Annotated in this window: 13 protein-coding genes; all 13 read left to right on the top strand. The window is 52.2% G+C overall.

Annotated features, from left to right (window positions below; genetic code table 11):
- The first annotated feature begins 107 nt into the window (after positions 1–107).
- The 13 genes from btuC to ACZRKO_RS08285 all read left to right on the top strand — a co-directional run bounded on the left by btuC (position 108) and on the right by ACZRKO_RS08285 (position 13,180).
- Complete coding sequence (btuC, locus tag ACZRKO_RS08345; protein ID WP_463737509.1) at positions 108–1,106, top strand: vitamin B12 ABC transporter permease BtuC; 999 nt, start codon at positions 108–110, stop codon at positions 1,104–1,106.
- A 104-nt stretch (positions 1,107–1,210) separates the two neighbouring features.
- Complete coding sequence (locus ACZRKO_RS08340; protein WP_463736739.1) at positions 1,211–1,762, top strand: glutathione peroxidase; 552 nt, start codon at positions 1,211–1,213, stop codon at positions 1,760–1,762.
- 28 nt (positions 1,763–1,790) lie between these two features.
- On the top strand, positions 1,791–2,552 hold the full coding sequence (gene btuD, locus ACZRKO_RS08335; protein ID WP_463736738.1) for a vitamin B12 ABC transporter ATP-binding protein BtuD: 762 nt from the start codon (positions 1,791–1,793) through the stop codon (positions 2,550–2,552).
- A 371-nt stretch (positions 2,553–2,923) separates the two neighbouring features.
- On the top strand, positions 2,924–4,066 hold the full coding sequence (arnB, locus tag ACZRKO_RS08330) for a UDP-4-amino-4-deoxy-L-arabinose aminotransferase (protein WP_463736737.1): 1,143 nt from the start codon (positions 2,924–2,926) through the stop codon (positions 4,064–4,066).
- On the top strand, positions 4,066–5,046 hold the full coding sequence (gene arnC / locus ACZRKO_RS08325) for an undecaprenyl-phosphate 4-deoxy-4-formamido-L-arabinose transferase (protein ID WP_463736736.1): 981 nt from the start codon (positions 4,066–4,068) through the stop codon (positions 5,044–5,046). Before arnB ends, arnC begins: the two co-directional genes overlap by 1 nt.
- Entirely contained in the window at positions 5,046–7,028 is a 1,983-nt protein-coding gene (gene arnA / locus ACZRKO_RS08320; RefSeq protein ID WP_463736735.1) for a bifunctional UDP-4-amino-4-deoxy-L-arabinose formyltransferase/UDP-glucuronic acid oxidase ArnA, read from the top strand. Before arnC ends, arnA begins: the two co-directional genes overlap by 1 nt.
- 12 nt (positions 7,029–7,040) lie before the next feature.
- Positions 7,041–7,940, top strand: a complete 900-nt coding sequence (gene arnD / locus ACZRKO_RS08315; protein ID WP_463736734.1) for a 4-deoxy-4-formamido-L-arabinose-phosphoundecaprenol deformylase — start codon at positions 7,041–7,043, stop codon at positions 7,938–7,940.
- Positions 7,941–7,942: 2 nt separating this feature from the next.
- A complete protein-coding gene (gene arnT, locus ACZRKO_RS08310) occupies positions 7,943–9,610 on the top strand; it encodes a lipid IV(A) 4-amino-4-deoxy-L-arabinosyltransferase (protein ID WP_463737508.1) in 1,668 nt (555 codons plus the stop codon).
- Positions 9,607–9,939: a 4-amino-4-deoxy-L-arabinose-phosphoundecaprenol flippase subunit ArnE gene (gene arnE / locus ACZRKO_RS08305; protein ID WP_463736733.1), complete on the top strand. Its 333-nt coding sequence runs from the start codon at positions 9,607–9,609 to the stop codon at positions 9,937–9,939. Before arnT ends, arnE begins: the two co-directional genes overlap by 4 nt.
- Positions 9,940–9,953: 14 nt before the next feature.
- Positions 9,954–10,343 carry a 4-amino-4-deoxy-L-arabinose-phosphoundecaprenol flippase subunit ArnF gene (arnF, locus tag ACZRKO_RS08300; RefSeq protein WP_463737507.1) on the top strand — a complete coding sequence of 130 codons (390 nt, stop codon included), beginning with the start codon at positions 9,954–9,956 and terminating at the stop codon, positions 10,341–10,343.
- A 167-nt stretch (positions 10,344–10,510) separates the two neighbouring features.
- Positions 10,511–10,990, top strand: a complete 480-nt coding sequence (locus ACZRKO_RS08295) for an NlpC/P60 family protein (protein ID WP_463736732.1) — start codon at positions 10,511–10,513, stop codon at positions 10,988–10,990.
- 78 nt (positions 10,991–11,068) lie between these two features.
- A complete protein-coding gene (locus ACZRKO_RS08290; RefSeq protein ID WP_463736731.1) occupies positions 11,069–12,082 on the top strand; it encodes a lipoate--protein ligase A in 1,014 nt (337 codons plus the stop codon).
- 354 nt (positions 12,083–12,436) lie between these two features.
- Positions 12,437–13,180 (top strand): EAL domain-containing protein, encoded by a 744-nt coding sequence (locus ACZRKO_RS08285; protein ID WP_463736730.1) that lies wholly within the window; start codon positions 12,437–12,439, stop codon positions 13,178–13,180.
- Positions 13,181–13,190: the final 10 nt, after the last annotated feature.

Raw genomic sequence — 13,190 nt, 5'->3', positions numbered from 1 at the left:
ACAAAAAATGACATAGAATCGGTAGGATACTTATTTATAGTTTCCCCGTAGCCGATGATTTGCTGAGAGGCAGTCGCGCCAGGATGCCCATTTTCATGCCCGACTTGCTGAAAACACTCCCTTCTTTCTCAGAGCTTGAGCGGCGGCAAAAATGCCGGGATCGCCGATTATTGATTCTGTTCATTGGGTTGCTGATTGCTGTTTTCCTTTTCAGCCTGTGCGCGGGCGAAAACTGGCTATGGCCGGATAGCTGGTCAGGTCCACAAGGGCAGCTTTTCGTCTGGCAGTTACGCCTTCCCCGTGCCATTGCTGTGGTCCTGGTTGGCGCAGGGCTGGCGGTCTCCGGTGCGGTTATGCAGTCACTGTTTGAAAACCCCCTGGCCGAACCCGGACTGCTCGGCGTTGCCAACGGTGCCGGTGTGGCGCTGGTGCTGTGCGTTATGCTGGGAAACGGCCTGCTGCCGGTGTGGCTCATGAGTCTTTCTGCCGTCGCCGGTGCGCTGGTGATCACCTTCTTTTTATTGCACTTCGCCAGACAGCATCTGCTCACTAATGCCCGCCTGCTTCTGGTTGGGGTCGCCATTGGTATTGTCTGCAGTGCCGTGATGACCTGGTCGGTCTACTTCAGCACTAATCTGGACTTACGCCAGCTTATGTACTGGATGATGGGGGGGTTTGGCGGGGTGGACTGGCGGCAAAGCTGGCTGGGCGTGATGCTCATTCCCGTAGTTGTCTGGATGATTTTTCAGGGGAGAACGCTGAATCTGCTTTCACTCGGGATCGGACAGGCGCAGCAGTTGGGGGTCTCTGTGGCTGTGTGGCGAAACCTGCTGGTTCTGGCGGTCGGCTGGGTGGTGGGCCTGAGTGTGGCGATCGCCGGGGTGATTGGCTTCGTCGGGCTGGTGATCCCCCATATCTTGCGGCTGTGTGGCATGACTGACCAGCGTGCTTTATTACCGGCCTGTGCTCTGGTGGGCGGTGCGGTATTGCTGTTAGCCGATGTACTCGCCCGCATTGCACTCTATTCCGCTGAATTGCCGATAGGCGTAGTGACAGCAACGCTTGGGGCGCCCATTTTCATCTGGCTGCTGGTCAAAGCTGCCTGAATCAGACAGGATTGACCGACGACACGCCAGGGACGGGCTATCTTTGACTTTTCTTCATTTCGCCTACGGCACGAAGCACTTGCCAATAACTAAGGATATTCAAGATGAGTAATGCAATTTTTGACCTTCCCCTGACAACAATTAACGGCGAAACCACGACGCTGGGTGCCTATAAAGGCTCTGTGCTGTTGGTGGTTAACGTGGCATCCCAGTGCGGACTGACCAAGCAGTATGAAGGCCTGGAAACACTCTATCAGACCCGTCACGAGCAGGGTTTTGAAGTGCTTGGCTTCCCATGTAATGAGTTTGGCGCACAGGAACCGGGCACGGAAGAGGAGATCCAGAATTTCTGCACTACCAATTTTGGTGTCAAATTCCCGATGTTCAGCAAAATTGAGGTCAACGGTGAAAATCGCCATCCGCTGTATAAAGCGTTGATTGCTGCCTGTCCGCAGGCCGTAAAACCGCAAGGCAGTGAATTTTATCAGCGTCTCGCAAGCAAAGGACGTGAGCCGAAGCAGGCGGGCGATATTCTCTGGAACTTCGAGAAATTCCTGATCGGGCGTGACGGTACCGTTATCCAGCGCTTCGCGCCAGATATGACACCAGAAGACCCGTTGCTGACGGAAGCGATCGCACTCGCTCTGGCAAAATAGCCCTTATATTGCTGAGCAAGGAGAGCCTATGCTGGAGTGCCAAAACCTGAGTGTGCCGGGCAGGTTGCAGGCGTTTACAAGCCATGTAAGTGCAGGCCGTCGGGTGCATATTATCGGGCCGAACGGTGCCGGTAAAACCAGCCTGCTGGCACGTATTGCCGGGATGCTGGATGGGGGAGGGAGTGTCAGCCTTGCCGGGCAACAGCTCGATGGGTTATCCGGCAAAGCGCTCTCGCTGATGCGCGGCTATCTTTGCCAGCAATCCGCACCGGTATCAATGATGCCGGTGTTTCAATTTCTCTCATTGCATCAGCCTGCGGGAGCGGATCCTGTTTTGCTGGAGCAGACTGTCGCTATGCTGACATCCGCCCTGCATTTGCAGGATAAGCTTTCCAGGCCCGTAACGCGGCTATCCGGTGGCGAATGGCAGCGGGTCCGGCTGGTTTCCGTGCTGCTGCAAGTCTGGCCGACGCTTAATCCTTATGCTCATCTGATGCTGCTTGATGAGCCGATGAACAGCCTGGATGTTGCTCAGCAATTAGCCCTTGATAGCCTCATTACACAATTTTGCGCCAGCGGCGGCATTGCCGTTATCAGCGATCATGACCTCAACCATACATTGCACCATGCTGATCAAGTATGGCTGATGGTTGATGGCCGGGTTGAGAGGGCAGGAACTCGCGACGAGGTCATGCAAGTTGATCTCCTGACGCCAGTATTTGGTGTTGATTTTCAGATACACAACGTAGCCGGACAGCAGTGGCTTATGACGACGGTGGGGCATAATTGAGCAGATATACCTCGTTGCAGCCGATCTGAATAATGAATGACACGCTTGTTTACAATCTACTTATGGTGAAAGTAGATTGCCCGCTAAGAATTAACTGCACGCTGTTGAGGTTTCGTTAATAGAGCTTTTTATTATCACCGTTATCCTAAAAAGCATTCATCTATCTGATATTCTTAATATATTTATTCAATAAATACATGTGACATCACATATCTTTCTATTTTTCATCGAGTTAACTTGACGGGCCTTAAGGTTAAATTAAGATTAAGCTGTCAATGTGCATTCATTATTTCAGTTCTGCGTTTAATTATTGTTAACTGAGCGCGTACTAAAGTTTGTTTCGAGTAAATTACCTCTTGTGGGATTGTGTCATGGAAAATTTTTTGCCTTTCTCCCGTCCTTCGATGGGCGAGGAAGAAATTGAGGCGGTGAGTCATGTACTGCGTTCTGGCTGGATCACTACGGGGCCTCAGACGCATCAGCTCGAACAGGATTTTGCTGCAACCTTCGGATGTAAACACGCCATTGCTGTCAGCTCGGCAACCGGTGGGATGCACGTCACTCTCATGGCTCTGGGTATTGGCCCGGGCGATGAAGTTATTACCCCTTCTCAGACCTGGGTTTCTACTATCAATATGATCGTGCTGCTGGGCGCAGAGCCGGTAATGATTGATGTTGACCCGGATACCCTGATGGTCAGCGCAGAAGATGTTGCTGCCGCCATTACGCCGAAAACCAAAGCAATTATCCCGGTGCACTATGCCGGCGCGCCTTTGGACCTCGATCCTCTCTACGCACTGGCTGAAAAACATGGCATTGCCATTGTTGAAGATGCGGCACATGCCGCAGGCACGCGCTACCGCGATCGCTGGATTGGTTCGCAGGGGACGGCAATTTTCTCCTTCCACGCGATTAAAAACATGACCTGTGCGGAAGGTGGCCTGGTGGCAACCGATGACGACGAACTGGCAGCACGCGTTCGCGCGTTGAAGTTCCACGGTCTCGCAGTAGATGCGTTTGATCGCGAAGTGCAGGGGCGTAAGCCACAGGCGGAAGTGATTGAACCGGGTTTCAAATACAACCTTTCTGATATTCATGCCGCTATCGCGGTAGTTCAACTGCGCCGTCTGCCTGAAATCAACGCGCGTCGCACAGAACTGGCGAATCTGTATCTGCAAAAGCTTCTGGGTTCGCCGTTCCTGCCCATGAAGGTGCCGGACTATCCGCATCTGCATGCCTGGCATCTGTTTATGATCCGTGTTGATGAAGCGCGCTGCGGTATCAGCCGTGACGCACTGATGGAGCGCCTGAAAGCGCTTGGCATCGGAACCGGTTTGCATTTCCGTGCAGCCCATACGCAGAAGTATTATCGTGAACGCTATCCCGATTTAAGCCTGCCACACAGTGAATGGAACACTGACCGTTTGTGCAGTTTGCCGCTGTTCCCTGATATGCAGGACAGCGATGTAGACCGCGTTGTCGCGGCTCTATTTTCCATTGCGGAGGCCAAGTAGTGGCGCAATTTGAACCTATTAAAAAAGTCTCGATAGTCATACCGGTCTATAACGAGGAAGAGAGCCTGCCGGCACTGCTTTCCCGCACACAGGCCGCTTGCCGTCAGCTCACACAAAAATACGAAATCATCTTAATCGATGATGGCAGCAGTGACCGTTCTGCCGAAATGTTAAGCGAAGCCGCTGAACAGCCGGAGAACTGCATTATTGCTGTGCTGCTTAACCGTAACTACGGCCAGCACTCTGCCATTATGGCGGGTTTCAGCCATGTGTCGGGTGACCTGGTGATCACGCTTGATGCCGACTTGCAAAACCCACCGGAAGAAATTCCGCGTTTGGTGGCAAAAGCAGAAGAGGGCTATGACGTTGTTGGTACCGTGCGTGCCAACCGCCGTGATTCATGGTTCCGTAAGTCTGCATCCAAGATGATCAATATGATGATCCAGCGTGCTACCGGCAAATCCATGGGTGACTATGGTTGTATGCTGCGCGCTTATCGTCGCCATATCATCGAAGCCATGCTGCATTGCCATGAGCGCAGCACATTTATCCCTATTTTGGCCAATACCTTTGCGCGCAGAACCGTGGAAATTCCGGTGCAACATTCGGAACGCGAGTTTGGCGATTCAAAGTACAGTCTGATGAAACTTATCAACCTGATGTACGACCTGATCACCTGCCTGACAACGACCCCTCTGCGTATGCTGAGTGTGGTGGGCAGCCTGATTGCCTTGTTTGGTTTCGTACTGGCGGTATTCCTGATCTTGATGCGATTAATCAATGGTCCGGAGTGGGCAGCTGAAGGGGTCTTCACCCTGTTTGCCCTGTTATTCATGTTCATCGGTGCGCAGTTTGTAGGCATGGGATTACTCGGTGAGTACATCGGGCGAATCTATAATGATGTCCGTGCACGTCCCCGTTATTTCGTACAAAAAGTCGTTGGAATGCGTTCTGACGAAAACAGCCAGGAAGAAGAGTGATGAAAGCGATTGTATTTGCGTACCATGATATTGGTTGCGTCGGGCTACAGGCCTTGGTTGACGCAGGTTATGACGTACAAGCGGTATTTACTCATACCGATTCCCCGGACGAAAACAACTTTTTCGCCTCCGTTGCCCGCTTGGGTGCCGGATTAAACCTGCCGGTGTATGCCCCTGAAGATGTGAATCATCCGCTGTGGGTTGATCGTATCCGTGAATTGCAGCCGGATGTGATTTTCTCCTTCTACTATCGCAACATGATAAGCGATGACGTGCTCTCCCTGGCACCACAGGGCGGCTTCAACCTGCACGGTTCCTTATTGCCGCGCTACCGCGGTCGCGCACCGGTTAACTGGGCGTTGCTGAAAGGCGAAAAAGAAACCGGTGTTACCCTGCACAAGATGGTTAAACGTCCTGATGCTGGTGACATTGTTGCTCAGCGTGCCGTACCTATCAGTGCTGACGACATCGCTCTGACCTTGCATGCCAAAGTGCGCGATGCCGCACAGGTTCTGCTGGCGGAGGTGTTGCCAAAAATGAAGCAGGGCGACATTACCCTGACGCCACAGGATGAATCACAGGCTAGCTATTTTGGTCGCCGTACTGCGGCTGATGGTGAAATTCACTGGCACAAACCGGCAACCGAAATCAATAACCTGGTCCGCGCCGTAACCGAACCTTACCCAGGTGCGTTCACCTATCTGGGTCAGCGTAAAATGACTATCTGGCGTTCGCGCCCGCTGGCAACCGCGCACGAAAAACAGCCGGGTACCGTGCTGTCGAGTGATCCGCTGGTTGTAGCATGTGGCGAAGGCGCACTGGAGATTCTGGCCGGTCAGAGTGAATCTGGTCTTTACGTTCAGGGTTCACGCCTGTCGCTGGAACTGGGCATCATGCCTGACGTGAGACTCAGCTCATTACCAACGTCGGTAATGAAACGTCGCACACGCGTGTTGATCCTCGGTGTGAACGGCTTTATCGGTAACCACCTGAGCGAACGTCTACTGCGTGAAGATAACTATGAGATCTTCGGTCTGGACATCAGCTCTGATGCTATCAGCCGCTTCATGGATAACCCGCACTTCCACTTTGTGGAAGGTGACATCAGCATCCACTCCGAGTGGATCGAATATCACATCAAAAAATGCGACGTGATTCTGCCGCTGGTGGCGATTGCCACGCCAATCGAATACACCCGCAACCCGTTGCGCGTATTCGAACTCGATTTTGAAGAGAACCTGAAAATCGTCCGTGACTGCGTGAAATACAAAAAACGCATCATCTTCCCGTCGACTTCTGAAGTTTACGGTATGTGTGACGATAAAGAGTTCGATGAAGATACTTCACGTCTGATTGTTGGCCCGATCAACAAACAGCGCTGGATCTACTCTGTCTCCAAACAGTTGCTGGACCGTGTTATCTGGGCCTACGGCGTGAAAGAAGGCCTGCGCTTTACCCTGTTCCGTCCGTTCAACTGGATGGGACCGCGTCTGGATAACCTCGATGCTGCACGTATTGGTAGTTCACGCGCCATTACCCAGCTGATCCTGAACCTGGTTGAAGGTTCACCTATCAAGCTGGTGGACGGCGGTGAGCAGAAACGCTGCTTTACGGATATCAACGATGGTATCGAAGCACTGTTCCGTATCATCGAGAACAAAGAGAACCGTTGCGACGGGCAGATCGTTAACATCGGTAACCCGACTAACGAAGCCAGCATCCGCGAACTGGCAGAAATGCTATTGCGCAGCTTTGAAGCGCATCCGCTGCGTGATCAGTTCCCACCGTTTGCCGGTTTTAAATCTGTGGAAAGCAGCAGCTACTACGGTAAAGGCTATCAGGACGTTGAGCACCGCACGCCGAGCATCAAAAATGCTAAACGTCTGCTCAACTGGACGCCTGAAGTGTCGATGGATAAAACCGTCGACAAAACCCTCGATTTCTTCCTGCGTTCGGTTAATCCAGACAGCCCTCAGGCATAACGGAATTTGTGCATGAAAAAAGTCGGACTACGAATTGATGTCGACACCTGGAGCGGCACCCGAAAGGGTGTCCCTTCATTACTGCGTGTTCTGGAAAAACATCACATCACAGCCAGTTTTTTCTTCAGCGTAGGACCGGACAACATGGGGCGTCATTTATGGCGCCTTTTACGTCCGCGCTTCCTGTGGAAAATGCTGCGTTCTAATGCGGCCTCATTGTACGGACTGGATATTCTGCTGGCCGGCACCGCGTGGCCGGGTAAGAAAATCTATCGCGATTTCGCGCCGCTGATGAAAGAGACAGCAGAGCGCGGCCATGAAGTGGGGTTGCACGCCTGGGATCATCAGGGCTGGCAGGCGAAAGTGGCGAAATGGTCCAAACCTGAGCTGAAAAAACAGATTCGCCTCGGGCTGGAAGCCCTGCAAAACAGCATCGGCAGGGCGGTGGATTGCTCGGCGGTGGCGGGTTGGCGCGCTGACCAGCGGGTGATTGACGTTAAACAGACCTTTGGTTTTCGCTACAACAGCGACTGCCGGGGCAAACGACCTTTCCTGCCGCTGCTGGAAAACGGCGAAACAGGTACGGTACAGATCCCGGTGACCTTACCGACCTACGACGAAGTCATTGGTAATGAAGTGACCACGGCGACGTTTAATGATTTTATCCTGCAGGCCATCGAGCACGACAACGGCGTGCCGGTCTATACCATTCACGCCGAAGTGGAAGGTATGTCGTTGGCCGACATGTTTGACGATTTACTGACCCGCGCCGCCCAACAGGGCATTCAGTTCTGTGCGCTGGGTGAATTATTGCCTGACGATCTCTCCAGTTTACCAACCGGCCGTGTCATTCGTTCCTCCTTCCCCGGACGGGAAGGGTGGTTAGGTTGCCAGCAAGAAGGTTTTTCCTGATGTTGAAAGCGTACAAAGGTGTGTGGAGCACCGTTCTCCTCCTGTTCTTTGCCTTGGTTTATTTGGTTCCGCTCAATACCCGTCTGCTCTGGCAGCCCGATGAAACCCGCTATGCGGAAATCAGCCGCGAAATGCTGCAACGGGGTGACTGGGTGGTGCCGCATCTGCTGGGTCTGCGCTATTTCGAAAAACCGGTGGCAGGCTACTGGTTTAATAACCTCAGCCAGATGATCTTCGGTGACACTAACTTTGCCGTGCGTTTCGGTTCAGTATTTTGCACGCTGCTCAGTACGATAATGGTGTTCTGGCTGGCGATGCTGATGTGGCGTAACCGCCAGACGGCCTGTGTTGCTGCGCTGATGTATCTCTCTTTCCTGCTGGTTTTCACAATCGGAACCTACAGCGTTCTGGATCCGATGATCACGCTGTGGATGACGGCGGCAATGGTCGCCAGTTATTACTGTATGCGGGTCACCTGTACCCGGCACAAAGCACTGAGCTGGATAGCGCTGGGTCTGGCCTGCGGTATGGGCTTTATGACCAAAGGCTTCCTGGCGCTGGCCGTTCCTGTGATTGCGGTACTGCCGATTATCTGGCGCGAGAAAAAGTTCAAAACCCTGTTTGGCTGGGGACCACTGGCGATCCTGAGTGCTATTTTGCTCAGCCTGCCCTGGGTATTAGCGATTGCACACCGCGAGCCGGACTTCTGGAACTACTTCTTCTGGGTCGAACATATCCAGCGCTTCGCTGAACAGAATGCCCAGCACAAAGCGCCGTTCTGGTACTACATTCCGGTGGTGTTCCTTGGTGCATTGCCGTGGATGGGATTACTGCCGGGTGCGCTGATCGGCGGATGGACCAAACGTGTAATGCGTCCTGAACTCTTTTTCCTGCTGAGCTGGGCGGTGATGCCGCTGATTTTCTTTAGCATCGCCAAAGGGAAATTGCCGACGTATATCCTGCCGTGCTTTGCGCCGCTGGCGTTACTTATGGCCGATTATCTTGACCAGATACGTATTTCCGGTCGGCTGAAAGCGCTCAGGGCCAATGGCATTATCAACATTGTCTTTGGTGTGCTGGCTGTTATCGCGCTGGTCGTTATTTCAGGGCGTCTACCGCTGCATATCAAGCCCGTTTACACCGCCGCAGAGTTCCCGAAAGTCGTTATTGCCATCTTGTGCTTTGCCGTTTGGGCACTGGCTGGCGCGCTCAGTCTGACCTCACTGCGCAATCGCTGGTATTGGGCGGCGGCCTGTCCGCTGGTTATGGCTTTGCTGGTGGGTCAGGTTATTCCGCAAAAAGTGATCGACTCCAAACAACCGCAGGCATTTATTGATGCCAATATCTCGATGTTAAAAGAGAGCAAGTACGTGCTGGCGGATAACGTTGGGATCGCCACCGGGCTCGCCTGGACGCTCAAGCGTAATGACATCCTGATGTACGATGAAAAAGGCGAACTGCAATATGGCCTGGGCTATCCGGATGCACAGCATCGTTATATTGATGCGCAGAGCTTCCCGGCATGGCTGCAAAATGCGCGTCAGCAGGGCAATGTGACGGTGGCTGTGAAGCAGGAGAGTATCGATACCGATAACTCGAAACTTCCCCCACCGGATAAGGTCGTTGAAATGGATCGCTTAGCACTGTTGTTCTACAGCAAGCTGCCATGACCGGTTATTTGCTGGTACTGGTGGTCAGCGTACTGACCTGTGCGGGACAGCTTTGTCAAAAGCAAGCCGCGCAGATAGGTAAGGGCGATGTTGCCCGGGTTCTGCGCTGGCTGGCGCTGGCCGTCGGTCTGCTGGGGTTTGCCATGCTGCTGTGGCTGCGTGTGTTACAGCAGTTGCCGCTCAGCATTGCCTATCCGATGCTCAGTCTGAATTTCGTTCTGATCACCCTCAGTGCACGCTGGATATTCAAAGAGCATGTTGACCGGCGCCACTGGGTTGGCGTCGGCTTTATCATGTTAGGGATAGCGCTGATGAGTATTAATGCATGAAGACCAACGAATTGATGAAAGGCTACGCATGGGGCTGTGCCAGTTTGCTGTTAGTGACGCTGGCCCAGTTGCTGATGAAGTGGGGAATGGTACAAATCCCGCTGCTTTCACTGTCTGAGATACAGATAACGTGGTTTCTCAATCACCTGACGGCGCTGATGGCGGTGGGTTTGGGTATCACCGGCTATGTTTTGTCGATGGTGTGCTGGTACTTCACGTTGCGCGTATTGCCGCTGCACCGTGCCTATACGCTGCTCAGTCTTAGCTATGCGCTGGTCTATCTGGCCGCAGTGACACTGCCCTGGTTCAATGAAGACGTCCATCTGCTGAAAACCTGCGGCGGACTGCTGGTACTGTTTGGCGTCTGGCTTATCCACAGTAAGCCGAGCCAGCAAGCTCACTGAAAGCGATAAATTCCAACAAATTGCCTTTTTCGATTGGATGACGGATAAAATAGCGTTAGATTCTTTTTATCCTCAAATAACCAGATTTTAGCGCGCAGTGATGTGTTCCGGCAACATTCCGGCCAGACTGTGTCACTGTGACCGTCATCCCTGAAGGAAAGACAGCCATGCGTTGGAAGACCGGAACATTTTACTCCCTGCTGATTTTCGTTGCGCTGGTGCTCAACGGTTGTAGCAGTCATGCGCCCCCGCCGAGTGGTAAATTGTCCGATTCGATCGCCGTGGTGGCACAATTAAACGACCAGCTAAGCCAGTGGCATGGTGCGCCTTATCGCTATGGCGGGCTCCAGCCGAGTGGCGTTGACTGTTCTGGCTTTGTTTTCCGTACTTACCGTGACCGTTTTGGTGTCATATTGCCGCGCACGACGGTCGCGCAGACCAAAATCGGTAATAAAGTCTCCCGCGATGAACTGCTTCCGGGGGATCTGGTGTTTTTCAAAACCGGCAGTGGCGAAAACGGCCTGCACGTCGGCATTTACGATACGGGTGATCAGTTTATCCATGCGTCCACCAGTCAGGGCGTAACCCGCTCTTCACTTGATAACGTCTACTGGCGCAAGGTCTACTGGCAGGCGCGGCGAATCTAATTCCCCCGCCGCGACTGCGTATTTAGCCCGCTTTTAACCTGCTATCATCACATCAGACTTCTTTCAGGATGAAACGTGATGAAACCTCTCAGAGTACTGCTTTCCGACTCCTACGATCCTTGGTTTAACCTCGCTGTGGAAGATTGTATCTTCCGTCAGATGACCACTCAGCGGGTACTTTTCCTGTGGCGCAATGCTGAAACCGTGGTGATCGGTCAGGCACAAAATCCGTGGAAGGAGTGCAATACCCGCCGTATGGAACAGGACGGTATCCGCCTTGCGAGACGCAGCAGCGGCGGCGGTGCTGTGTTTCATGACCTGGGGAATACCTGTTTTACATTCATGGCAGGCAAGCCGGAATACGATAAAAGTGTATCGACGGCAATAATTCTCAATGCATTGACATCGTTGGGTATCAGCGCCAGCGCGTCAGGGCGTAACGATCTGGTGGCCAGCACCGCGGATGGTGAACGCAAAATTTCGGGCTCGGCTTATAAAGAAACGCAGGATCGCGGATTTCATCATGGCACCTTATTACTCAATGCCGACCTCAACCGTCTGGCAGATTATCTGAATCCCGATCCGAAAAAATTGCAGGCCAAAGGGATCACCTCGGTGCGTTCACGCGTCGCTAATCTGAGCGAACTCATTCCCGATATTAACCATCCGCAAGTTTGCGACGCCATTATCCATGCCTTCTTTGACTGGTATGGCTCAGAGGTCGAGCCGGAAGTTATTTCTCCTGACGTTTTCCCCGACTTACCCGGTTTCCCGGAAAAATTCGCTAAACAGAGCAGTTGGGAGTGGAATTTCGGTAAAGCGCCCGCATTCAGCCATTTACTGAATGAGCGCTTTGTATGGGGCGGTGTGGATATTCATTTTGATATTTTAAAAGGGCGGATCAGCCGCGCGCAGATTTTTACCGACAGCCTCAATCCGGCACCCTTAAATGATCTGGCGCTGCAACTGGTTGATACGCTTTATCGGGCGCAGGAAATAGAAGAGAAATGCCGGCGTATCATCGCGCAATATCCGGCACAGCAGGCGGAGCTTACCGAGCTGCAACATTGGCTGGTGGGTTGCGTAAAATGATAGCCCCCTGAATTTCTGCGACAGCGGTAGGGAAAGGCCTTCACCGCGTGGCAAAATTAATGGATCCTGCCCCAATTTCCTCAGTTGCGCGAACGGATAGCTAGCGATAAGATTAAGTGATAACGCCTTATTTTCCCCTTGTAAGCGGCTGTAAAGAGAGAGCGATACAGCAAGGGGAGATTTTAAAAACATTGATTTTGCTTCTTTTCAGGAAATCTGAACACCATGCTTAACACCGGACCGGCACTTTTTGGTATCAGTAACAGAACTGTTTCGGGGATGCCCCGAACCCCCGCTACCTTTCTGACTTGATTGATATACAACAAAGTTATTAATCATTATGTAGCGCCGTTGATGTTTTGGAAAAAAATGAAAATACAATTCGATGCGGCCTTTAGCAGCAGCTACTTCTGCCAGCCAATATATTCCGGTAAAGGGAAACTATTAGCGGTTGAATTAATTTGTCGATTTGCCAGTACAGACAGCAAGCTAATAATGCCGACTGAACTGGTTTTGAATTTATTAAACACCCAGCAATTAACCCGCTTTCTAACCGAACAATCAGCCTGGGCCAGAGAGCACGCGCTTTGGTTTGAGAAGAATCAGGTAATACTCAATATTTCCATCGAAGACAAACTGGCAAAAATTATTATTGAGAATGCTGAAATACGAGATGGCCTTAAGGCCTCGCCTTTTCTTCATCTCAGTCTCAGTGAGTCATTTCCGCAACTTTCCGAAGGCAAGCGCAATTCACAGTTGATGGCGCTAAAAACTGACTTCACGTTATGGCTGGATGGTTTTGGATCCGGTAATGCCAATATGGCCGCAGTCTTCGATCATATTTTCAGTTGGGTGAAGCTTGACCGCGGCCTGTTTTGGGAACTCTATGAGGGCGAAAACTTCACCATTGTTCTGCCTTCATTGATAAGAAACGTTAACCGTTTCTGCCGCAATATCGTGATTGACGGTCTGGACAACGCGGAGCATTTCGACGCCCTTAACAAGAGCGAAGTTCAGGGTATGAAAGGGCAGCTATGGCCCGGCGTGGAGCCCGGCGAGCTGGATCATTTATTGCTAAGTCCTCCTCAATTTCACTAATATCTCCGCT

This window comes from Ewingella sp. C233 (assembly GCF_055407225.1).
This window is presented reverse-complemented; position numbering and strand designations above follow the sequence as displayed.

Excerpts from the sequence above, each read along its gene's own strand:
- ACZRKO_RS08340 (WP_463736739.1), top strand. The coding sequence starts at position 1,211 with ATGAGTAATGCAATTTTTGACCTTCCCCTGACAACAATTAACGGCGAA.
- arnB (WP_463736737.1), top strand. The coding sequence starts at position 2,924 with ATGGAAAATTTTTTGCCTTTCTCCCGTCCTTCGATGGGCGAGGAAGAA.
- arnE (WP_463736733.1), top strand. The coding sequence starts at position 9,607 with ATGACCGGTTATTTGCTGGTACTGGTGGTCAGCGTACTGACCTGTGCG.
- ACZRKO_RS08295 (WP_463736732.1), top strand. The coding sequence starts at position 10,511 with ATGCGTTGGAAGACCGGAACATTTTACTCCCTGCTGATTTTCGTTGCG.
- arnD (WP_463736734.1), top strand. The coding sequence starts at position 7,041 with ATGAAAAAAGTCGGACTACGAATTGATGTCGACACCTGGAGCGGCACC.
- arnA (WP_463736735.1), top strand. The coding sequence starts at position 5,046 with ATGAAAGCGATTGTATTTGCGTACCATGATATTGGTTGCGTCGGGCTA.
- ACZRKO_RS08290 (WP_463736731.1), top strand. The coding sequence starts at position 11,069 with ATGAAACCTCTCAGAGTACTGCTTTCCGACTCCTACGATCCTTGGTTT.
- btuD (WP_463736738.1), top strand. The coding sequence starts at position 1,791 with ATGCTGGAGTGCCAAAACCTGAGTGTGCCGGGCAGGTTGCAGGCGTTT.
- arnF (WP_463737507.1), top strand. The coding sequence starts at position 9,954 with ATGAAAGGCTACGCATGGGGCTGTGCCAGTTTGCTGTTAGTGACGCTG.
- ACZRKO_RS08285 (WP_463736730.1), top strand. The coding sequence starts at position 12,437 with ATGTTTTGGAAAAAAATGAAAATACAATTCGATGCGGCCTTTAGCAGC.